15 protein-coding genes are annotated in these 21,630 nt (G+C 70.0%); 8 read left to right on the forward strand and 7 right to left on the reverse strand.

The window, feature by feature from the left end:
- Positions 1 to 83 precede the first annotated feature (83 nt).
- A complete protein-coding gene (locus NRY95_01535) occupies positions 84 to 1,874 on the forward strand; it encodes a glycoside hydrolase family 15 protein (GenBank protein UYC16693.1) in 1,791 nt (596 codons plus the stop codon).
- Positions 1,871 to 3,733 (forward strand): glucose-6-phosphate dehydrogenase, encoded by a 1,863-nt coding sequence (gene zwf / locus NRY95_01540; protein ID UYC16694.1) that lies wholly within the window; start codon positions 1,871 to 1,873, stop codon positions 3,731 to 3,733. Before NRY95_01535 ends, zwf begins: the two co-directional genes overlap by 4 nt.
- Positions 3,734 to 4,233: 500 nt before the next feature.
- Here zwf and NRY95_01545 read toward each other — a convergent pair whose 3' ends face one another.
- On the reverse strand, positions 4,234 to 6,063 hold the full coding sequence (locus NRY95_01545) for a monovalent cation:proton antiporter-2 (CPA2) family protein (protein ID UYC16695.1): 1,830 nt from the start codon (positions 6,061 to 6,063) through the stop codon (positions 4,234 to 4,236).
- Between the two features lie 411 nt (positions 6,064 to 6,474).
- Here NRY95_01545 and NRY95_01550 point away from each other — a divergent pair, with 411 nt between their 5' ends.
- The 3 genes from NRY95_01550 to NRY95_01560 all read left to right on the forward strand — a co-directional run bounded on the left by NRY95_01550 (position 6,475) and on the right by NRY95_01560 (position 10,810).
- Positions 6,475 to 9,171: a bifunctional acetate--CoA ligase family protein/GNAT family N-acetyltransferase gene (locus NRY95_01550; GenBank protein UYC16696.1), complete on the forward strand. Its 2,697-nt coding sequence runs from the start codon at positions 6,475 to 6,477 to the stop codon at positions 9,169 to 9,171.
- 60 nt (positions 9,172 to 9,231) lie between these two features.
- Positions 9,232 to 9,573 (forward strand): hypothetical protein, encoded by a 342-nt coding sequence (locus NRY95_01555; GenBank protein ID UYC16697.1) that lies wholly within the window; start codon positions 9,232 to 9,234, stop codon positions 9,571 to 9,573.
- A 643-nt stretch (positions 9,574 to 10,216) separates the two neighbouring features.
- Entirely contained in the window at positions 10,217 to 10,810 is a 594-nt protein-coding gene (locus tag NRY95_01560; GenBank protein ID UYC16698.1) for an excalibur calcium-binding domain-containing protein, read from the forward strand.
- On the opposite strand, the gene NRY95_01565 is transcribed toward NRY95_01560, so the two are convergent.
- From NRY95_01565 to NRY95_01590, 6 genes are all read right to left on the reverse strand, one after another.
- Positions 10,807 to 11,148: a hypothetical protein gene (locus tag NRY95_01565; GenBank protein ID UYC16699.1), complete on the reverse strand. Its 342-nt coding sequence runs from the start codon at positions 11,146 to 11,148 to the stop codon at positions 10,807 to 10,809. The genes NRY95_01560 and NRY95_01565 overlap by 4 nt on opposite strands.
- 239 nt (positions 11,149 to 11,387) lie before the next feature.
- The gene (locus tag NRY95_01570) at positions 11,388 to 12,128 is read right to left on the reverse strand and encodes a DUF6065 family protein (protein UYC16700.1); all 741 of its coding nucleotides are present in this window, start codon (positions 12,126 to 12,128) and stop codon (positions 11,388 to 11,390) included.
- Positions 12,129 to 12,335: 207 nt separating this feature from the next.
- On the reverse strand, positions 12,336 to 14,345 hold the full coding sequence (locus NRY95_01575; protein UYC16701.1) for an acetyl/propionyl/methylcrotonyl-CoA carboxylase subunit alpha: 2,010 nt from the start codon (positions 14,343 to 14,345) through the stop codon (positions 12,336 to 12,338).
- A 2-nt stretch (positions 14,346 to 14,347) separates the two neighbouring features.
- Complete coding sequence (locus tag NRY95_01580) at positions 14,348 to 15,118, reverse strand: hypothetical protein (protein ID UYC16702.1); 771 nt, start codon at positions 15,116 to 15,118, stop codon at positions 14,348 to 14,350.
- A gap of 56 nt (positions 15,119 to 15,174) precedes the next feature.
- The gene (locus tag NRY95_01585; GenBank protein UYC16703.1) at positions 15,175 to 16,785 is read right to left on the reverse strand and encodes a methylcrotonoyl-CoA carboxylase; all 1,611 of its coding nucleotides are present in this window, start codon (positions 16,783 to 16,785) and stop codon (positions 15,175 to 15,177) included.
- Between the two features lie 110 nt (positions 16,786 to 16,895).
- Complete coding sequence (locus NRY95_01590) at positions 16,896 to 18,059, reverse strand: isovaleryl-CoA dehydrogenase (GenBank protein ID UYC16704.1); 1,164 nt, start codon at positions 18,057 to 18,059, stop codon at positions 16,896 to 16,898.
- Positions 18,060 to 18,197: 138 nt separating this feature from the next.
- On the opposite strand from NRY95_01590, the gene NRY95_01595 reads away from it, so the two are divergent.
- The 3 genes from NRY95_01595 (at position 18,198) to NRY95_01605 (ending at position 21,548) form a co-directional block, all read left to right on the forward strand.
- Complete coding sequence (locus NRY95_01595) at positions 18,198 to 18,815, forward strand: TetR/AcrR family transcriptional regulator (protein ID UYC16705.1); 618 nt, start codon at positions 18,198 to 18,200, stop codon at positions 18,813 to 18,815.
- Between the two features lie 394 nt (positions 18,816 to 19,209).
- Positions 19,210 to 19,728: a c-type cytochrome gene (locus NRY95_01600; GenBank protein UYC16706.1), complete on the forward strand. Its 519-nt coding sequence runs from the start codon at positions 19,210 to 19,212 to the stop codon at positions 19,726 to 19,728.
- A 92-nt stretch (positions 19,729 to 19,820) separates the two neighbouring features.
- Positions 19,821 to 21,548, forward strand: a complete 1,728-nt coding sequence (locus tag NRY95_01605) for an ExeM/NucH family extracellular endonuclease (GenBank protein UYC16707.1) — start codon at positions 19,821 to 19,823, stop codon at positions 21,546 to 21,548.
- Positions 21,549 to 21,630: the final 82 nt, after the last annotated feature.

The following is a 21,630-nucleotide window of genomic DNA, read 5'->3' on the forward strand; positions in this document are numbered from 1 at the left end:
CGTCAGCTTTTGCAAACATTTGCCATGGGAAACTGACGGTTTGGTGCGCCAATGCGCGCCGGCAAGCGCGGAGAGCGGTACCCATGGCAGCACGCATCGAGGACTACGCCATGCTCGGCAACTGCCGCAGCGCGGCGTTGGTGGACAGGCATGGATCGATCGACTGGCTCTGCCTGCCGCGCTTCGATTCCGATGCGTTGTTCGCGGCCCTGCTGGGCACGCCGGAACATGGGCGCTGGTCGATCGCGCCGGTCGGCGAGTTCCGCAGCACGCGCCGCTACCGCGACGGCAGCCTGGTGCTGGAGACCACGTTCGAGACCGACGATGGCGCGGTGGCGGTGCTGGATTTCATGGCCGCCAGCCACGACGAGGTGCCGCACAACCAAGTGGTGCGCATCGTGCGCGGGCTGCGCGGCCGGGTGCCGCTGCGCATGCAACTGCAGCTGCGCTTCAACTACGGCCGCACCGTTCCGTGGGTGTCGCAGATCGAGGGCGGCCTGCAGGCGATCGCCGGGCCCGACCAGATCGCGCTGCGCAGCCCGCAGCCGATGCATGGCCACGGCTTCGCCACCGAGGCGGACGTCACCCTGGAGCCCGGCGACAGCACCTGGTTCGTGCTCAGCCACGGCGCTTCGCACCTGGAATTGCCGCCGCCGCTGGCGCCGGAACAGGCGCTGGCGCAGACCGAGGCGTTCTGGCACGCCTGGTCGCACCGCTGCGTGGATGCCGGTCCGTGGACCGAGGCGGTGCGGCGCTCGCTGGTGGTGCTGAAGGGCCTGAGCTACCTGCCCACCGGCGCGATCGTCGCCTCGCCTACCACCTCGCTGCCGGAACGCCTCGGCGGCGAGCGCAACTGGGACTACCGCTTCTGCTGGCTGCGCGATGCGGTGTTCACCCTGACCGCGTTGCGCGCCGCCGGCTATTCCGACGAAGCGGCCGCCTTCCATGGCTGGCTGCAACGCACCGTGGCCGGCTCGCCGGACCAGGTGCAGGCGCTGTACGGCATCGGCGGCGAACGGCGCATGCCCGAATGGGAAGTGGAGTGGCTGCCCGGCTACGAAGGCGCGTTGCCGGTGCGGGTGGGCAACGCCGCCGCTGGCCAGTTCCAGCTCGACGTGTACGGCGAGGTGATCGGCGCCTTCCATCGCGGGCACCAGGAAGGCATGGCCACCGCGGTGCATGGCCGCTCGCTGGCGCGGCAGCTGCTGGAAGTGCTGGAGCAGCGCTGGCGCGAGCCGGACGAAGGCATCTGGGAGATCCGCGACCGGCGCCGCCACTTCGTGCATTCCAAGGTGATGGCATGGCTGGCGTTCGACTGCGGCGCGCGCGACGGGGTCACCGACGCCGACGCCGCGCAGCGCGCGCACTGGCGCGCGCTGGCCGACGAAGTGCATACGCAGGTGCTGGCGCAGGGCGTGCATCGCGATGGCCACTTCGTGCAGAGCTACGGCAGCGACCGCCTGGACGCGGCGACGCTGCTGATCCCGCTGGTCGGCTTCCTGCCGGCGGACGATCCGCGCGTGGCCGCCACCGCCGATGCGATCGCGCAGCAGCTGAGCATCGACGGCCTGGTCGAGCGCTACCGCGCCGACGACGGCAGCGGCGACGGCCTGCCGGCGGGCGAGGGCACCTTCCTCGCCTGCAGCTTCTGGCTGGTGGAGAACTACGCATTGCTCGGCCGCACCGCGCAGGCGCGCGCGCTGTTCGAGCGCCTGCTCGGCCTGTGCAACGACGTCGGCCTGCTGGCCGAAGAATACGATCCGCGCAGTGGCCGCATGCTCGGCAACTTTCCGCAGGGCTACTCGCACGTGGCATTGGTCCACGCCGCGATGCGCCTGCATGGCTTACTCGGCGAACAGGAAACCCATTCATGAGCGATGCGACGCAAACCACCCCGCCCTGCCTGATCGTGGTCTTCGGCGCGCGCGGCGACCTGACCCGGCGCCTGGTGCTGCCGGCGCTGTACAACCTGCGCCGCAGCGGCGCGTTGCCCGAGCAGTTCGCGGTGATCGGCGTGGACCATGGCGACATCAGCGAGAACAGCTGGCGGCGCATGCTCGGCAATTCCCTGCACGGACTGATGGCCGACCGCGACGCCGAGTTCAAGGCCGACGGCCTGGATGAAGACGTGTGGACCTGGCTGCGCACGCGCCTGCACTACCTGCGCGGCGACTTCGCCGCTGCGGCGACCTATCGCGCGCTGGGCGAGGTGATCGCCAAGTACGACGCGCAATACCAGACCTGCGGCAACGTGCTGTTCTACCTGGCCACCGCGGCGCGCTTCTTCGCCCCGGCGATCGAACAGCTGGGCGCGGCCGGGCTGGTCAAGCAGCACGCCGGCGGCGGCTGGCGCCGGGTGATCGTGGAGAAACCGTTCGGCCACGACCTGCGCAGCGCCAAGGACCTCAACGCCATCGTCGGCCGCGTGCTCGACGAGGACCAGGTGTTCCGCATCGACCATTTCCTGGGCAAGGAGACGGTGCAGAACATCCTCGCCTTCCGTTTCGCCAACGGCCTGTTCGAGCCGGTGTGGAACCGCGACCGCATCGACCACGTGCAGATCACCGCCGCCGAGACCATCGGCGTGGAAGGGCGCGGCGGCTTCTACGATCCGACGGGCTGCCTGCGCGACATGGTGCCCAACCACCTGTTCCAGCTGCTGGCGATGATCGCGATGGAACCGCCGGCGGCGTTCACGCCTGCGTCGATGCTGCGCCGGCGCGCCGAGGTGATCGAGGCGGTGCGGCCGCTGGCCCCGGCCGACGTGGTGCGCGGCCAGTACGCGGCCGGCGCGATCGGGCGCAACGCGGTGCCCGGCTACCGCGAGGAAGACACGGTGCCGGCCGATTCCAACACCGAGACCTACGTGGCGATGAAGCTGCAGGTCGACACCTGGCGCTGGGCCGGCGTGCCGTTCTACCTGCGCACCGGCAAGCGCCTGCGCGAACGCACCACCGAGATCGCGATCCGCTTCAAGCCGGCGCCGCTGGCGCCGCTGCGCAGCGCCGAGATCGGCGGCTATGGTCCCGACTGGCTGGTGCTGCACATCCAGCCCGACGAGGGCATCTCGCTGCAGTTCGACGTCAAGCGTCCGGGCGCGCGGGTCAGCCTGGCGCCGGTGCGCATGGACTTCCGCTACCGCGACTGGTTCCCGAAGGAATACACGGTGGGCTACGAACGCCTGCTGCAGGACTGCATGAACGGCGAGGCCGGCCTGTTCCAGGACGCGACGATGGTCGAGGCGGCCTGGCGCATCGTGCAGCCGATCCTCGATGCCTGGCAGGCCTCGGCCGACGAAGTGGCGCAATATCCGGCCGGCAGCGCCGGCCCGGCCGCGGCCGATGCGTTGCTCGCGCTCAACGGCGGCCACAGCTGGCGCACCCTCACCGCCGGCCGCCGCCCACCGCCGCGGCGCCCGCCGGAAGCCGGCGCCGAGGCCAAGTCCGCTGCGCCGCCGAAGCGCCTGGCGACGGCCAAGCCGGCCGCGTCCAAGGCCAAGGCGGCTGGCGCTGCCGCGCCCAGGAAAGTCGCTGCGGCCGGCGCTGCTTCGGCCAAAAAGGCGGTCAAGAAGGCGGCCAAGGTTACGAAGGCGACCGAGGGTAAAAAGACGCCAGAAGGCGAGAAGACGGCCACGCCCAAGAAGGCAGTCAAATCCTCTTCCGGAAAAGTGAGCAAGCGCGCGACGAAGAAGCCGCCTGCGACGCTGGCTAAACGCGCTGGGACGAAGCGCTGATCAGCAATGCGCTTCGCCTGGGGAAAGCGGCCTCGGATGGCCTTGGGCGATCCGTCGCGACGAGGACTTGGCTGCAGTCGGGACTGAAGTCCCTCCCACAGTGCACGCGGCACGTGAGCCGCAAGTCCTGTGGGAGCGACTTCAGGGCACCTCTAATAACCCCAAAAAACTCGACTAAAACGCTCGCAAGTCATTGATGCGCATAGTGCGAAATTTTTAGAATCGAGGTTATTAGAGGTGCCCTTCAGTCGCGACGAACGAAGCGGCGGAGTCGTCCAGGTTTCGGATTCTGTCGGGGCCGATGGCCCGAGGCCATCAGGATTCCCTTCCACAGCACCCGGCAAGCTGGCCGCAAGTCCTGTGGGAGCGGCTTCAGCCGCGACGAACGAAGCAAGGATCCGGCCGGCATCCGGCACTGCCGTGGCCGGCACATCTGCCGCCCGTCCCTGTGTCGCATAAGCCGCGCAAGCGCCGCATCACCAACATCCCCATGCCCGCCACTACGACGGCGTCTTCGCCGCCGCATTACCCTCCGCCGCTTCCCCAGGCGCCTCGCTCACATCCGCCTCGAACAGCTGCATCAGGTCCGCGCGTGCGGCGCGCGAGGTCTGCACCACCGCCGCCTCGTCGTCGTACACCAGGTGTTGCGCGCGCAGCAGCTGTTCGTCGTGCTGGCGGAAGCGGGCGATGCGGTCGCGGGCGGTGTCCTCGCTCAGGCCCAGGTTCACCAACACCTTTTCGCTCAGTTCCAGGCTGGAGGCGAACACCTCGCGGAACGGTTCGGCGCCCAGGTCCATCAGCCGCCAGGCGTGCTGGCGGTTGCGCGCGCGCGACAGCACCTGCGCCTTCGGATACAGGCGGCGGATCAGCCGTGTGGTCTTGATGTTGGTCTCCGGGTCGTCCATCGCCACCACGAAGACGCGGATGCCATCGCTGCCGGCCGCGCGCAGCAGGTCCGGGCGGCTGGGGTCGCCGTAGTAGATCTTGTTGCCGAAGCGGCGCAGGTCTTCCACCGTGTCCGGGTTGTGCTCCAGCGCCACGAACGGGATGCGCTGCGCGGTCAGCAGGCGCGCCACGATCTGGCCGAAGCGGCCCATGCCGGCGATCAGCACCTGCGCGCGCTGCTCGTCCACGGTGTCGTACTGGGCGGCCGGGGGCGGCGTGCGCCTGGCCTTGGCCGCCTCGCCGCGGTCGAGCAGGCGCTGGATGCCGATCAGCAGCAGCGGGGTCAGCGCCATCGACACGCCGACCACCGCGACCAGGCGGTCGTGGTTGGCGTCGTCGAGCAACTGCACGCGCTGCGCTTCGGTGAACACCACGAAGGCGAACTCGCCGCCCAGCCACAACAAACTGCCCAGCAGCAACGCGCTGCGCAGCGGCAGCCGCGCCACCCGGCCGATGCCGACCAGCAGGCTGAACTTGACCAGCAGCAGGGTGGCCACGCCGCCGGCGATCAGCCACGGCTCGGCGACGATGCGGTCCAGGTCGATGCCCATGCCCACGGCGATGAAGAACACGCCCAGCAACAGGCCCTGGAACGGCTCGATCTGCGCCTCCAGTTCGTGCCGGAATTCCGAATCGGCCAGCAGCACCCCGGCCAGGAACGCGCCCAGGCTCGGACTCAGCCCGGCCTTCTGCAGGAACCACGCATTGCCCAGCACCACCAGCAGCGCGCTGGCGGTGAACACCTCGGGCATGCGCGTGCGCGCCACCATGCGGAACAGGTGGCGCAGCGCGAAGCGGCCGCACAGCACCACCACCGTCAGCGCACCCAGCGCCTGCGCCACTTCGGTCCAGGTCAGGGTGTCGTTCTTGGCGCCGCCGAGCAGCGGGATCGCGGCCAGCAGCGGGATCGCGATCAGATCCTGGAACAGCAGGATCGCGAAACCGAGCCGACCGTAATCGCTGTTGAGCGCCTTGCGCTCGGCCAGCAGCTGCAGGCCCACCGCGGTGGACGACAGCGCCAGCGCCAGGCCCACCACCAGCGCGCTCTTCCAGTTCAAATCCAGGCACAGCAGCAGCACGCCCAGCGGCAACGCGGTCAGCGCCACCTGCGCGGTGCCGGCGCCGAACACCGCGCGCCGCATCAGCTTCAGTCGCGCCGGCGACAGCTCCAGGCCGATCAGGAACAGCAGCATCACCACGCCGATCTCGGCGGCGTTGAGGATGCGGTCGGTGTCCTGCACGAAGCCCAGCCCGTCCGGACCCAGCACCACGCCCGCGGCCAGATAGGCCAGCACCGCGCCCAGGCCCAGGCGCTTGAACACCGGCACCGCGATCACCGCGGCCAGCAGCAGCACCAGCGCCAGTTCCAGGCCGCCGCTATGCACGAGTCGTCTCCATCGCAATAGTATGCGGCCGTCGCGCGACCGTCCGCTTACCCGGATGGGGGGTAGGGCGCAGGCGGCGCTGACCTTCGGCAGGGTCAGGATGCCGGGCGGGCCGGGGGTGGGGCGCCTTGGCGGCCTCGGGCCAGCGGCGCCGACAAGGCGCGACGTCGGCAAGCGTCCCCCGCTTCGTTCGTCGCGACTGAAGTCGCTCCCACAGAACCTGCGGCCAGCGTCCGGTGCACTGCGGGAGGGGCTTCAGCCCCGACGCGCGGACGTCGGAACCCACCGTCTTTCCCGCATCGGCCCAAGCCGCTTCGCGGCAGGCCGCGGCGCGTCCGCATTCCCCGATCATCCCCGCGCCAGCATCACCCGTGTACCGTGGTCGCACCGCTTGCCCGCCCCGCGCCCGCCATGAGCACCTACCACCTGCAGTCCGTGTTCCGCCCCGCCTCGGTCGCCATCGTCGGCGGCAGTCCGCGCGAGCGCTCGGCCGGCCGCGCGGTGGTGCGCAACCTGCGCGCCGCCGGATTCCCCGGGCAGATCGGCTGGGTCAGCCCGCGTTACCGCGAGATCGACGGCGTGCCCACCGTGCGCCGGCTCACCGATCTGGCGTGGGTGCCGGACCTGGTGGTCATCACCGCGCCGGCACGGATCGTGCCGCGCATCGTCGCCATCGCCGCGCGGCGCGGCGTCGCCGCGGCGATCATCCTCACCGCCGGGCTGGGCGAAGGCCCGGGCTCGGCCGCAGCGCGGGTCGAGGCGGCCGCGCGCGCCAAGGGCCTGCGCATCCTCGGCCCGCATTGCCTGGGCGTGATCGCCCCGCACGCCAAGCTCAACGCCAGCATCGCCGCGCACTGCCCGCAACCGGGCGACCTGGCGCTGGTCTCCGAATCCAGCGCCATCGCCGCGGCGCTGGTGGAGTGGGGCGTGGCGCGCTCGGTCGGGTTCTCCGCGGTGGTGTCGCTGGGCGATGCGCTGGACGTGGACTTCGGCGACCTGCTCGACTACTTCGCCACCGACTACCGCACCCGCGCCATCCTGCTGTACGTCGAACACATCCACGACGCGCGCAAGTTCATGTCCGCCGCGCGCGCCGCGGCGCGCGCCAAACCGGTGGTGGTGGTGAAATCCGGGCGCCTGCTGCGCATCGATCCCACTGCCGACACCCACGTGCAGGCGCTGGCCAGTTCCGACGCGGTCTACGGCGCCGCCTTCGCCCGCGCCGGCCTGCTGCGCGTGCGCGCGCTGGACGAACTGTTCGCCGCGGCCGAGACCCTGGGCCGGCTCAGCACCTTCCCTGGCCGGCGCCTGGCCATCCTCAGCAACGGCGGCGGCGTCGGCCGCCTGGCGGTGGACACGCTCGCCGACCTCGGCGGCACCCTGGCCGCGCTGTCGCCGCAGACCCTGCAACGCCTGGAGCAGGCGCTGCCGCAGGAGTGGTCGCACGCCAACCCGGTGGACATCGTGGTCGACGCCGACGGCGAGCGCTATGCCGCCGCCGCCGAAGCGCTGCTGGCCGATCCGGAGAACGACGCGGTGCTGGTGGTCAACGTGCCGACCGCGTTCACCTCCTCGGCCGACGCGGCGCAGGCGCTGACCCGCACCCTCGGCCTGCGCCCGCGCCACCACCGCGACAAGCCGGTGTTCGCGGTGTGGCTGGGCAACGACGAAAGCGCCACCGCCGCACTCAACGCCGCGCACATTCCCACCTACGCCACCGAGGCCGACGCGGTGCGCGGCTTCATGCACCTGGTGCGCTACCGCGAAGCGCAGGCGGCGCTGATGGAGACCCCGCCCAGCCTGCCCGAGGATTTCGTGTTCGACGCGGCCACCGCGCGCGGCATCGTCGACGCCGCGCTGGCCGCCGGGCAGACCTGGCTGGATCCGCTCGCCACCACCCGCCTGCTCGCCGCCTACGGCATCCCCACCGCGCCGGTGGTGCATGCCGCCAGCGCCGCCGACGCCGCGCTGGCGGCGGCGCCGATGCTGGCGCAAGGCCTGGCGGTCGCGGTGAAGATCCATTCGGCCGATATCCCGCACAAGTCCGACGTGGACGGCGTGCGCCTGAACCTGGTCAGCGCGCAGGCGGTGCGCGACGCCGCCGAAGGCATCCTCGCCCGCGCGCGCGCCGCGCGTCCGGACGCGCGCATCGACGGCGTGCTGGTGCAGCCCACGCTGTTGCGACCGAAGGCGCGCGAACTGATCGCCGGCATCGCCGACGACCCCACCTTCGGCCCGGTGATCGTGTTCGGCCGTGGCGGCACCGCGGTGGAGGTGATCGACGACAAGGCGCTGGCGCTGCCGCCGCTGGACCTGCGCCTGGCCCACGAACTGATCGGCCGCACCCGCGTCAGCCGTATCCTCAAGGCCTACCGCGACGTGCCCGCGGCCGACGAGCGCGCGGTGGCGATGGTGCTGGTCAAGCTCGCGCAACTGGCCGCCGACCTGCCGGAAATCCGCGAACTGGACATCAACCCGCTGCTGGCCGACCGCGACGGCGTGATCGCGGTCGACGCCCGCGTGGCGGTGGCGCCGTCGCGGCGCCTGCACAAGGGCCGCGGCCACCCGCGCTTCGCGATCTTTCCGTATCCCAAGGAATGGGAGCGGCGCATCGTGCTCAACGACGGCACCGCCGCCTTCGTGCGCCCGGTGCGCCCGGAAGACGACGCGCTGTTCCGCAGCTTCTTCGCCCGCGTCACCGACGAGGACCTGCGCCTGCGCTTCTTCCAGGCGGTGAAGCACTTCAGCCACGAATTCATCGCGCGCCTGACCCAGCTCGACTACGCCCGCTCGATCGCGCTGGTGGCGATCGAGCCCAAGACCGGCGACATGCTCGGCGCAGTGCGCCTGCACGCCGACGCCGATTACGATCGCGGCGAATACGGAATCCTGATCCGCTCCGACCTCAAGGGCCACGGCATCGGCTGGCAGCTGATGCGGATCATGATCGAATACGCCCGCTGGCTCGGCCTCAATATCGTCGAAGGCCAGGTCCTGCGCGAGAACCGCACCATGCTCGCCATGTGCGAACACCTGGGCTTCAAGGCCACGCCGGACCCGGAAGATGCGACGCTGATGGATGTGGTGTTGCCGGTGGGGAAGGGGTGAGCGGGCTGTCGTTGTCGATCAGGTTGGCGTGTCGCGGAGGTTGGAGCGGCGTTTTCGCTGATGTTCATTGCGTTCCTTGTCCTTTCCATATTGGTCGCGGTGCCTATCGCTCGGACCCTGCGGCCGCCGAAGCATAGCCCGCTGATCTTCGCTACCGGCGGCTCCTTCATGTTTCTCCTGGGCACGATGGGTGGCTGGGCATTGCGTCAGGATCTCCAATCCGGATATGTCCACTTCAATGGCCGGCTGTTGGGTGAGGTCCACGCCGTCTCCATGCAGCAACCTTTGAAGTATTGGATGATCGTCCTGATGCTCTATGCCTTATCTGTGTCTATTGCAGGCTTCGGACTCGCCGGGATTGGTCTTTGCTTCCGAAAGAAGGCAGGCGGTGGCTCTCGATAGCGCGATCGGATCGGCGCTGGCTGCAGAACATCCTGACCCGCAACACGTCGTTAGCAGGTCCTCGCTTCGTTTCGATGCAGGCCGCGTCGCGGCAGCGGTGATTGCCGGCGAGTCCGCGCTTGGCTGTCACCATCGGAGCAGCGCATCGTGGCGGTGCATTCCTACCGCCGCACGCCAGGCGGGCGGCGTGCCCACCTGGCGTGCATTCCATGGCACTGGACCTACGTCGAGCGAGAAGGTGCGTGTTGCGTTGGCAGGCGGCATCGGGGGACGAATGCTGCGGGGCGGGCGGTGTCGCTGCCGCGCGGGTGCCGGACGTCGTCTTGCTCGACGGTCCCGACTCTAGTCGATCGCCCCGGTGCAAGGAGTAGACAACCCCGATGCGGCGCAGGCGCTGTGACGCATGCCGCAACAGTGGCAGCGAATACGATGGCGTACGGAAAATGGCGGGCCGCCACGCGTGCCGATTTGCTGGCGCTGGACCGTGGTCGGTGTCAGGCTTGCGCAATCCGGCGTCAGGGAGGACGACAGCACATGGTGCCATTGCGTTGCGATCGCGACCGGCGCCGGCATGGCCGCTGCGCTGCATTCTTGCCGTTGCCTGCAGTGACGGTTTGCCAGTTCCGGTCTTTCCGGTGATCGCATGCGTACGCACGGGACGTTGATCAAATGGAACGAGGAGCGGGGCTTCGGCTTCGTGCGCTCGGCGCATGCCGATGCCGAGGTGTTCGTGCACATCGCCGCGTTCCCGCGCGACGGCATACGGCCGCGGCTCGGCGAGTTGATTTCGTTCGATCTGGAACAGGACGCGGAAGGACGACCGCGCGCGGTACGGGTGATGCGCCCGGGGCGCGCGGCGGCCAAGCCCGCGCCTCGTGCCACCGCCGATGCGCCGCCTCGCAGTGCCTTCGGCCGCGTGCTCGCGGTGCTGCTGGTGGTCGGTATCGGCGCCTGTGCGTATTGGCTGGTCGCTCCCCGCGTCGCAGCGCCACCGACGCCGACGCCGACGCCAGCTCCAATCATGACTCAGGCACCGATCCAGACACAGACATCGAGCGCGGTAGCGCCCGCCGCGAACGTGGCGGTACCGCAGCCGGGCTTCCATTGCGACGGACGCACCCGCTGTACGCAGATGACTTCGTGCGAGGAGGCCACCTATTTCCTGCGCAACTGCCCCGGCGTCCAGATGGACGGCAACCACGATGGCGTGCCGTGCGAGCGGCAGTGGTGCCGTTAGGGCGGGCGCTTCACTTGCGCAAGCCGATATCCTTTTGCAAGGCGACTCGAACCAGGGGCTGGACCATCGTGCGATATCTTCCAACGATCGATATCCCCGCAGCGTTCCGTCGCGGGAAGTCCGTTGAACAGTTCCTCGGCCGCAGTCTCAATGACAAAGGATGCATTCGTCAGGTCGAGTTGCGCCCCTCGAAAGGAGCGATAGAGGTCTGCGTCCATGATGTCGAGGCTATCGGCGAGGAGGAACACCTGGATCTGTACGACTTCCCCTCTCTGCAGCCAGGCGGGCCCGAGGCGCCGGTGGCGACATTCGCCGATCCGCAAGACGCACTTGTCCATGCGAGCGCATCACTGGCCGCCGATCCGAGCCGCTGGGTGAACGAGGGCGTGGCTCAGTCCGACTGCCTCGATTACATCCGCGCAGGCCGGCCAAAGGCCCGGATGCCAGTTGAAGATCACGGAAGAACCGAGGCGGCTTCGCAGGCCGGTTTTCGACAGTGGACCTTGTGCGCAGATGCTTGCGCGCAGCCAGCCACTCGCAGGGCAACGACATTCCTTCGCGATGCGTTGACGCCAGCTCAGTTGTCGCCCTCGTCGCGGGCGAACGGCGCCAGCCGCAGCTTGACCCGATGCTCGATGCCGGCCGGGCACTGCCCCGGCGCCGGCCCGCGGAAGTAGCTGCGCTGCCAGCCCTCGCGCTGGGCCGCCGGATCGGCCTGCGCCAGGTCGTGCAGGAACTGGCCGCGGCTGCGCATCCAGGCCTGGTAGTCGCGCTCCAGTTCCGGGGTCTGCGACAGCGGTTGCCAGCGCGGCTCGGTCTCGGCCAGCACCCGCCGCTGCACCGGGAAGAAGTGGCAGAACGGTTCGCCGGCGTCGAAGCGCACGCGTCCGGGGCGGGTGAACTGCCAGTTCATGGTGAAGGTGTAGGGACTCCAGTCGGTCTCGATCAGGCCGGTCAGCCCGGCGATGCCGTCCTTGGGCCGGTTGACCGGCGCGGTCACGTACAGGTCCATGCCCGGCTCGGTGCGGAACAGGCAGGGCACGTGGAAGGTGAGCACGCCGTAGCCGAAATGGCTGACCGCCGGTGCGTGGCTGCCGGCGTCGGCGTGGAGGCGGATCGCGTCGAGCGCGTTGCCGCCGTTCCATTCGGCCTCGAACCCGCTCTGGCACAGCAGTTCCCAGCCGTGCGCGTTGGCGATGTCCAGCGGCAGGCAGCGGTAGGCGTAGCGCTGGTCGGTGCGGTCCATCCACGGCCGCTCGCGCGGCGCCGGGCGCACGTCGAGGGTGTGGCCGTCGAGAACGTGGGCGGTGAGTTTCATGGCGGCGGCGTTGGCTGAGGGTCCGCCGAGTGTGACGCGTCGGCGCCGGCATGGCGACCGGGGTCGCTGCCGCGGTGCGCTCGTTGCAGCCGGCCTCGGCTGGCCTCGACCGCACGCATCGAAGTGCGATCGCGCGCGGTCGACGGTGCAAAGCAGTCAGTGCCTCTTCTGCAAGGCGTGCGCGCTGCCCGGCGCGCGGACCCGTGCTCAGTCGGCCTCGAACTCCAGCAGCGCCACGCCGTCGCCGACCAGCTCGCCCTCGCGCACGCGGTAGCCGTGCACCACGCCGTCGGCGGGGGCCTGCAAGGTGTGCTCCATCTTCATCGCCTCCAGCACCAGCAGCGGCGTGCCGCGCGCCACGTGCGTGCCGGGCGCGACCAGCAGCGCGACGACGCGGCCGGGCATGGGGGCGGTCAAGCCGCCGGTATCGGCGATCGGCTGGTCGGCCTCGGCGACCGGGTCGTGCAGGTCGAACAGCTGCGCCTGGCCAGCGACGAACAGATGCAGGCGGCTGCCGGCGAACACCACGTCGGCGTGCACCCGCTGCGCCTCGAGCCGCGCCTGCAGGCGGCCATCGTGCAGGCTGCCGGCGGCGAAGAGCACCGCATCGGTGGCGTTGTCGTGGATGCGCCAGCCCGTGTCGGTTGCCGCCGCGCGCAAGGTGCGGCGTGCCTCGCCCGACTGCAGCATCAGGCTGCGCGGCGCACGTTCGCCCAGGCGCCAACCGTCGCGCAGATCCCAGGGCGAATGCGGGTCGCCCGGCTGCGCGGCGTCGGCACGCTCGTGCAGCAGCCAGGCCAGCGCGGCCAGGGTCCAGGTCGGCTCGGCGGTAGCCGGCGCGGTGTCGAACAGCGCGGCATGCTCGCGCTCGATCAGCGCCGTATCCAGGTCGGCCTGTGCGAACGCCGTGGTGCCGATCAGGCGCTGCAGAAACGCGGCATTGGTGGCCACGCCGACCACCTGGCACGCGGCCAGCGCCGCGTGCATGCGCCGCAGCGCGCGTTCGCGGGTCTCGTCCCAGACGATCAGCTTGGCGATCATCGGGTCGTAGTGCGGGCCGATGACGTCGCCCTGTTCGACGCCGGCATCGACGCGGGTATGTGCGTCGGCCGCCGGCAGGCGCAGATGCTGCAGCGTGCCGGTCGAGGGCAGGAAGCCGCGGGCCGGATCCTCGGCGTACAGCCGCGCTTCCAGCGCGTGGCCGCGGATCGCCAGTTCGTGCTGGCGTTTGGGCAACGGCTGGCCGGCGGCCACGCGCAGCTGCCACTCGACCAGGTCGGTACCGGTGATGCACTCGGTGACCGGATGTTCCACCTGCAGCCGCGTGTTCATTTCCATGAAGTAGAACGCGCCGTCGGGCGCGACGATGAATTCCACCGTGCCGGCGCCGACATAGCCGACCGCGCGCGCGGCGTCCACCGCGGCCTGGCCCATCGCCGCGCGGCGTTCGCCGCGCATGCCCGGCGCCGGCGCTTCCTCCAGCACCTTCTGGTGGCGGCGCTGCACCGAGCAATCGCGTTCGAACAGGTAGGCGAGTTCGCCATGGGTGTCGCCGAAGACCTGGATCTCGATATGCCGCGGTCGCAGCACGTAGTTCTCCACCAGCACGTGGGCGTTGCCGAACGCGGCCTGCGCTTCGCGCTGGCAGGCGGCCAGGGCGGCGACGAACTCCTCGCTGCGGTCGACCCGGCGCATGCCCTTGCCGCCGCCGCCGGCGCTGGCCTTGATCAGCACCGGATAGCCGATGGCGTCGGCCTGTTCGCGCAGGAACTCCGGTTCCTGGCGTTCGCCGTGGTAGCCCGGGGTCAGCGGCACGCCGGCGGCATGCATCAGCGCCTTGGCCGCGCTCTTGTCGCCCATGGCGCGGATCGCCGCCGGCGGCGGCCCGATGAACACGATGCCGCGCGCGGCGCAGGCCTCGGCGAAGTCGGCGTTCTCGGAGAGGAAGCCGTAGCCGGGGTGGATGGCTTGCGCGCCGGTTGCCAGGGCGGCGTCGAGGATGCGTTCGCCACGCAGGTAGCTGTCGCGCGCGGTTGCGGCGCCGATGTGGATCGCTTCGTCGGCCAGGCGCACGTGGCGGGCGTCGCGGTCGGCATCGGAGTAGACGGCGACGCTGGCGATACCGAGTGTGCGGCAGGTGGCGATCACGCGGCAGGCGATCTCGCCGCGATTGGCGATCAGGATCTTGTCGAACATCGGCAGGTCGGGCGTGGCCATGGTCAGTTGCCTGGAGAAGGGGTGTCGTGTGTGGCTTGCGCAGTTGCAGTTGCAGTTGCAGTTGCTTTGGCTGTTGCTGTTGCTGTTGCTGTTGTTGTTGCCATTGCTGTTGCCATTGCTTTTGACTTACCGGGTTCCCTTCCGAAGCGGCGGCCATGCCGGGGAAAAACCCCGAAGGGGCGGCGCACAAGGATGTGCGCCGTTCGCGGCAGGGGCAGGATGCCCCTTCCGCGAATCCCCGGTATGGACGCGGACCCGGAGCGCGCAGCGCGGAGGGCGCGAGGCAGGGCGCGCTTTCTTTTGGTTACTTTTCTTTGCGCGAGCAAAGAAAAGTGACTCGCCGTAAGGCGAAAGCTTTTGCCTTTGCGTTTGCCGTTATCTTGGTTCTGGCATTGGTGTTTTGAAGCTTTGAAGCAAGAGCAGGAGCTTCCGCTGGCGCGGGTCACTTTTCTTTGCTTGTGCAAAGAAAAGTAACCAAAAGAAAGCACACCCCGCAGCGCGCCCTCCGCGCTACGCGCTCCGGGTCCGCAGCCCCGACGGGCATTTTTCGATGGCACATCCATGTGCCAGCGAAAAACGTCGCGCATCCTGCGCGCCGCCCTTCGGGTATTCGCCCGCCGGGTCTGCCGCGCTGAGGGGACCCCGTAGATCAAAAGCAAAGCAAAGGCGACAGCAACAGCAGAAACAACGGCAACGGCAGAAGCAACAGCAGAAGCAACAGCAACAGCAGAAGCAACAGCAACAGCAACAGCAACAGCAGAGCTGTCGGCCACGGTCGGTGGGACGACCGCCGACCGCGATGCGTGCAAAGCAGGGCGGTCGCGCCCGCTCACATCCGGAACACCCCGAACCGGGTCGGTTCCGCCGGCGCGTTCAACGCCGCCGACAGCCCAAGCCCCAGTACTCGCCGCGTCTGCGCCGGATCGATGATGCCGTCGTCCCACAGCCGCGCGCTCGCGTAGTATGGATGGCCCTGGCGTTCGAACTGCTCGCGGATCGGCGTCTTGAACGTCGTCTCGTCCTCGGCCGGCCAACTGCCGCCCCTGGTTTCGATGCCGTCGCGGCGCACCGTCGCCAGCACGCTCGCCGCCTGTTCTCCGCCCATCACCCCGATGCGCGCGTTCGGCCACATCCACAGGAAATTCGGCGAATACGCACGGCCGCACATGCCGTAGTTGCCGGCGCCGAACGAACCGCCGATCACCACCGTGAACTTGGGCACCTTCGCGCAGGCCACCGCCATCACCAGCTTGGCCCCGTCCTTGGCGATGCCGCCGTGCTCGTACTTGCGCCCGACCATGAAGCCGGTGATGTTCTGCAGGAACACCAGCGGGATGCCGCGCTGCGCGCACAGTTCGATGAAATGCGCGCCCTTCAGCGCCGACTCGGAGAACAGGATGCCGTTGTTGGCGACGATGCCGACCGGATAGCCGTGCAGGTGCGCGAAGCCGGTGACCAGGGTGGTGCCGTAGCGCGCCTTGAACTCGTCCAGGCGCGAACCGTCGACCATCCGCGCGATCACCTCGCGCACGTCGAACGGCTTGCGCGGGTCGGCCGGGATCACCCCGTACAGCTCCTCGGCCGGATACAGCGGCGGCTCCGGCGCGCGCAGCGCCAGGGCCGGCACGGGCTTGCGCCAGTTGAGTCGGGCCACGATCGCGCGTACCCGCGCCAGCGCCTGCAGGTCGTTGTCGGCGAAATGGTCGGCCACGCCGGAGATGCGCGTGTGCACGTCGGCACCGCCCAGCTCCTCGGCGCTGACTTCCTCGCCGGTGGCCGCCTTCACCAGCGGCGGGCCGCCGAGGAAGATGGTGCCCTGCTCGCGCACGATCACCGTCTCGTCGCTCATCGCCGGCACGTAGGCGCCGCCGGCGGTGCACGAACCCATCACGCAGGCGATCTGGGCGATGCCCTGCGCCGACAGGTTGGCCTGGTTGTAGAAGATGCGGCCGAAATGGTCGCGGTCGGGGAACACCTCGTCCTGCAGCGGCAGGAACGCGCCGCCGGAATCGACCAGGTAGATGCACGGCAGCCGGTTCTGCTGCGCGATCTCCTGCGCGCGCAGATGCTTCTTCACCGTCATCGGGTAGTAGGTGCCGCCCTTGACCGTGGCGTCGTTGGCGACGATCACGCATTCCACCCCGGACACGCGGCCGATGCCGGCGACCACGCCGGCGCACGGCACCTCGTCGGCGTACAGGCCCAGCGCGGCGAGCGGGGCGATTTCCAGGAAGGCGCTGCCCGGGTCGAGCAGCGCGTCGATGCGCTCGCGCGCCAGCAGCTTGCCGCGCGCCTGGTGCTTGGTGCGTGCGGCGGCGCTGCCGCCCTGGGCGATGCGCGCCTGGGTCTGTTGCAGGTCGTCGACCACCGCGCGCAGCGCCGCGGCGTTGGCGGCGAAGGCGTCGCTGCCGGGTTGCAGTTGGGTCTGGATCACGCTCATGGCATGGGACCGTGGAGGAGAAGAGGAAAGGCAGTTTCTGTAGGAGGGGTTTCAGCCCCGACGTGGCCTTGCCGAAAAGGCGTCGGGGTTGAAACCCCTCCCACAAGGGATCACTTGGTCCGCTCGAACAGCTCGCGGCCGATCAGCATGCGGCGGATTTCCGAGGTGCCGGCGCCGATCTCGTACAGCTTGGCGTCGCGCCACAGGCGTCCGGTCGGGTAGTCGTTGATGTAGCCGTTGCCGCCCAGCACCTGGATCGCCTGGCCGGTCAGCCAGGTCGCCTTCTCGGCGGCGTACAGGATCGCGCCGGCGGCGTCCTGGCGGGTGGTGCGGCCGGCGTCGCAGGCGCGCGCCACCGCATACACGTAGGCGCGGCAGGCATTGAGGCCCACGTACATGTCGGCCAGCTTGCCCTGCATCAGCTGGAAGCTGCCGATCGCCTCGCCGAACTGGCGGCGCTCGTGCACGTACGGCAGCACCACGTCCATCGCCGCGGCCATCAGCCCCAGCGGGCCGCCGGACAGCACCAGCCGCTCGTAGTCCAGGCCCGACATCAGCACGCGCACGCCGCCGCCGACGCTGCCCAGCACGTTCTCCACCGGCACCTCGCAGTCCTGGAACACCAGCTCGCAGGTGTTGGAGCCGCGCATGCCGAGCTTGTCCAGCTTCTGCGCGGTGCTGAAGCCGGGCATGCCCTTCTCGACCAGGAACGCGGTGATGCCGCGCGCGCCGCCGGCCGGGTCGGTCTTGGCGTAGACCACCAGCACGTCGGCATCGGGGCCGTTGGTGATCCACATCTTGTTGCCATTGAGCACGTAGCGGTCGCCGCGCAGCTCGGCGCGCAGCTTCATCGACACCACGTCCGAACCGGCGCCCGGCTCGCTCATCGCCAGCGCGCCGACGTGTTCGCCGCTGCACAGCCGGGGCAGGTAGCGTGCCTTCTGCGTTTCGCTGCCGTTCTTGCGCAGCTGGTTCACGCACAGGTTCGAATGCGCGCCGTAGGACAGGCCGATCGCGCCGGAGGCGCGCGAGATCTCCTCCATCGCCACCACGTGCGCCAGGTAGCCCATCGCGCTGCCGCCGTACTCCTCTTCCACGGTCAACCCGAGCAGGCCCTGTTCGCCCAGCTTGCGCCACAGCGGCGCCGGGAACGCGTTGTCGCGGTCGGCCTGTTCGGCCAGCGGCGCGATCTCGCGCGCGGCGAAGGCGGCCACGGTGTCGCGCAGCAGGTCGATGTCCTCCCCCAGTTCGAAATTCAACGACGGCATCAGCATGGCGGGCGGGCTCCGGAAGGCGGGCGTGCGGCGGATGGGGCGCCTAGAATCCAGGCGGCGCCGGGGAATGGACGCCAGCGTAGCCGGGAACGGCAAAGAAGTGAACAATAATTCATTAATTGAACATAGAATCACCGCATGGCCTACAAACGCTCCGCCCTGATGGAAGAACGCCTTGCCGGCAACCGCCAGCGGATCCTGCTGGCGGCGCGGCGGCTGGTCGCGGCCGGCGGCTTCCGCGGCGCACCGGTGACCGCGGTGGCGGCCGAGGCCGGGGTGTCCACCGGGCTGATCTACCGCCACTTCCCGTCCAAGGCCGAGCTGTTCGTGGAAGTGCTGACCGCGGCGGTGGACCACGAACTGGCGATCCTGCGCGGCATCGCCGCCGAACCGGCGCCGGCGGCGCAGCGCCTGCGTGCGGCGATCGCCTCGTTCGTGCGCCGCGCGCTGGCCGGGCCCGGGCTGGCCTATGCCTTCATCGCCGAACCGGTGGAGCCGGAGGTGGACGCCGAGCGCATCCGCTGCCGGCGCCTGTTCGGCGACCTGTTCAAGGGCATCCTGGCCGATGGCGTGGCCGCCGGCGAATTCCCGGCGCAGGACCTGGACGCGGCCGCGGCCTGCCTGGTCGGCGCCTATACCGAAGCCCTGGTCGGGCCGACCGCGCCCAGCCGCGATGGCCCGCGCGACAGCGAACGCCTGGTCGAAGCGGTGTGCGGTTTCTGCCTGCGCGCGGTCGGCAGCGCGCAGGCGCCATAGCGGCACGCGCGTCGCCACGGTCCTCCAATCGCGCAGGCAGGTGCGGTGCGAACCGGCTTGGCGCAACGCGGCCTGTGCCGCAACGTCTCGCTCGCTGCACCGGACTGTGAAGGCGGGCCGGTCGCCCTGCAGGAGGGCGTCAGCCCCGACGGCATCCCAGGCCGGAAGGCACGAGGCGCGTTCGTCGCGCCAGCTGCTGCAGGAAGTGCGGGTATCCGCCGACCGCGCCCGAAGTCGGCGTCGCGGTGGCGATGCCTCCGCGCGGTCCAACTGCTGCGATGCAGCACGCATCGTCTGCGATCCGCCGCGTCGCCGGGCTGCCGTGCACGGCAAACGCTGGCTATACTCGGCCGCGTAGCGGTGGTCCGGTCACCACGTGCCAAAGGGGTGTGATGTGCGGAATTACGACCTCGAATTTCTCAAGCGGTTCTCGATGGTGATCGGCCTGTTGGTCGTCATCACCCTCGGCCTGATCGCGTTCGCGGCCTACCTGCAGCGGGCGATCCCGCCGGAGGTGTCGCCGGTGGCGCTCAAGCGCACCGAGGAACGCATCGCGCCGGCGGGCGCGGTCTACGCCGGCAGTACCGGCGCCGCGGCGCAGGCCGCCGCGCAGGCGGCGGCGCTGGCCAAGGCCTCGGCGCAGGTCGCCTACGGCGGCACCACCGACGGCAAGGTGATCTTCGACAACCTGTGCACCGCCTGCCACACCACCGGCGTCGGCAAGGCGCCGACCCTGGACCATGCGCATTGGGATGCGCGCATCGCGCAAGGCAAGGACACGCTGTACAAGCACGCGATCGAGGGCTACACCGGCCCCGATGGCGGGATCATGCCGCCCAAGGGCGGCAATCCGGCGCTTAGCGAAGCGCAGATCCACGCCACGGTCGATTGGATGCTGTCCAACCTGAAGTAATCTGCGCATCCTGCGGGTTTCAGCGCCGCCTCCGGGCGGCGCGTTCGTATTCGATGCCGGCCGCGTGCCGGCGAGCTAAGGAGAGTGATCGCATGCGCGTACTGCCCCCGATGTTGTCGTTGTTGCTGCTTGCCGGCGTGCCCGCCGCCGATGCGCTGACCCCGCCGCAGATGCTCCCGATCGGGCAGTTGCGGCCGGCCGATACCGCGCAGGGCGTGGTGTTCGAAGGCGTGGTCACCGCGCGCGTGCAGGCCGGCGGCGACGGCTATCTGGTGCAGGATGCCGGCGACGGCGATCCGCTCACCGCCGACGCGCTGCTGGTGCGCGGCGATGCCGACGCCACGCTGGCGCCGGGCGATCGCGTGCGGGTCTGGGGCGAGTTGGCGCCGCGGCGTGCGCCGGGCGCGACGCCGGCCGGCATGCCGTTCGCCGGGCGCAGCGTGCGCGAGGCCGGGCACACCGTGCTGGCGCGCGCGCAGCCGCTGCCGCTGCAGGCGCTCGACGCCGCACCGGCCGACTGGTCCGCGTTGGCCGGCATGCGTGTGCGCATCGATGCGCCGCTGACCGTGGTCGATACCGACGCGCTGGCCAAGGCCGGCGAACTCGGTGTCGCCTTCGGCGGGCGCCTGTGGCAACCCAGCGAAATCGCTGCACCGGGCAGTGCCGAGCTGGCCGCGGCGAACGCCGACAACGCACGCCGGCTGCTGCGCCTGGGCGAGGTCGGCGCGCATGCGCCCGACAGCCTGCCGGCCTACCTGGGCACCGGCGCGGCCGCCGCGGCGCCGCGCGCCGGCGCGACCCTGCAAGGCGTGGAAGGCATCGTCGGCGGGGTGGTCGAGGGAGCGGCACGGCTGTATCCGACCACGCCGCTGCAACTGACGCCGCCGCCGGCACCGGCACCGCCGCAGGTCGCCGGCACGCTGCGCGTGGCCGCGTTCAACCTGGAGAACTTCTTCAACGGCGATGGCCGCGGCGGCGGCTTCCCGACCTTGCGCGGCGCGCGCAACGCGGCCGAATTCCAGGCGCAGCTGGCCAAGCTGGTCGCCGCCATCCGTCCGCTGCAGGCCGACGTCGCCGCGCTGATGGAACTGGAGAACGACGGCTACGGACCGACTTCGGCGATCGCCGCGTTGGTCGCCGCGCTCAATGCCGGCGACGGCGGCGACTGGCGCTTCGTCGATGCCGGGCGCGGCCCGGGCGACAACCCGATCCGGGTCGGCCTGATCTACCGCGCCTCGCGGGTCAGTCCGGTGGGCAAGCCGGCGGTGCTGGAAGGCGGCCCGTTCGCCGCGCACAGCCGGGTGCCGCTGGCGCAGGCGTTCCGGCGCGGCAACGGACAGCCGTTCGTGGTCGTCGCCAACCACTTCAAGTCCAAGGGCTGCGGCGACGCGACCGGCGACGATGCCGACCGCGGCGACGGCCAGGGCTGCTGGAACGCCACCCGCACCGAATCGGCGCGGCGCCTGGACGCCTGGCTGCGCACCGATCCCACCGGCAGCGGCAGCCATGCCAGCGTGCTGCTCGGCGACTTCAACGCCTATGCGATGGAAGACCCGCTGCGCCTGCTGCGCGACGCCGGCTGGCGCGATGCGCTGGCGCAGGCGCATGTCGAACAGCCCTACAGCTTCGTCTACCGCGGCCTCAGCGGCCGTCTCGACCACGCCCTGCTGAGCCCGGCGCTGGCGCCGCTGCTGCGCGGCGCCGCCGAATGGCACATCAATGCGGACTCGCCCGACGAAGACGGCTACCGCGAGCGCAACCTGCCGGGTCCTTGGCGCAGCTCCGATCACGATCCTCTGCTGCTGGGCTTTGAGCTTTGAGAGCGGGGATTGGGGATTCGGGATTGGGGATTCGTTGAAGCGCAGGGTCGCGGGCGGTCGGTTTTACGGTCTACGTTCGGCA

Origin of the sequence: Xanthomonas campestris pv. phormiicola (assembly GCA_025666215.1) — a bacterium.
GTDB lineage: Bacteria > Pseudomonadota > Gammaproteobacteria > Xanthomonadales > Xanthomonadaceae > Xanthomonas_A > Xanthomonas_A campestris_A.

Coding starts and splice junctions, on each gene's coding strand:
- NRY95_01550 (UYC16696.1), top strand. CDS start 6,475: ATGAGCACCTACCACCTGCAGTCCGTGTTCCGCCCCGCCTCGGTCGCC.
- NRY95_01605 (UYC16707.1), top strand. CDS start 19,821: ATGCGCGTACTGCCCCCGATGTTGTCGTTGTTGCTGCTTGCCGGCGTG.
- NRY95_01535 (UYC16693.1), top strand. CDS start 84: ATGGCAGCACGCATCGAGGACTACGCCATGCTCGGCAACTGCCGCAGC.
- NRY95_01560 (UYC16698.1), top strand. CDS start 10,217: ATGCGTACGCACGGGACGTTGATCAAATGGAACGAGGAGCGGGGCTTC.
- NRY95_01570 (UYC16700.1), bottom strand. CDS start 12,128: ATGAAACTCACCGCCCACGTTCTCGACGGCCACACCCTCGACGTGCGC.
- NRY95_01565 (UYC16699.1), bottom strand. CDS start 11,148: ATGGACAAGTGCGTCTTGCGGATCGGCGAATGTCGCCACCGGCGCCTC.
- NRY95_01585 (UYC16703.1), bottom strand. CDS start 16,785: ATGAGCGTGATCCAGACCCAACTGCAACCCGGCAGCGACGCCTTCGCC.
- zwf (UYC16694.1), top strand. CDS start 1,871: ATGAGCGATGCGACGCAAACCACCCCGCCCTGCCTGATCGTGGTCTTC.
- NRY95_01555 (UYC16697.1), top strand. CDS start 9,232: ATGTTCATTGCGTTCCTTGTCCTTTCCATATTGGTCGCGGTGCCTATC.
- NRY95_01575 (UYC16701.1), bottom strand. CDS start 14,345: ATGGCCACGCCCGACCTGCCGATGTTCGACAAGATCCTGATCGCCAAT.
- NRY95_01595 (UYC16705.1), top strand. CDS start 18,198: ATGGCCTACAAACGCTCCGCCCTGATGGAAGAACGCCTTGCCGGCAAC.
- NRY95_01590 (UYC16704.1), bottom strand. CDS start 18,059: ATGCTGATGCCGTCGTTGAATTTCGAACTGGGGGAGGACATCGACCTG.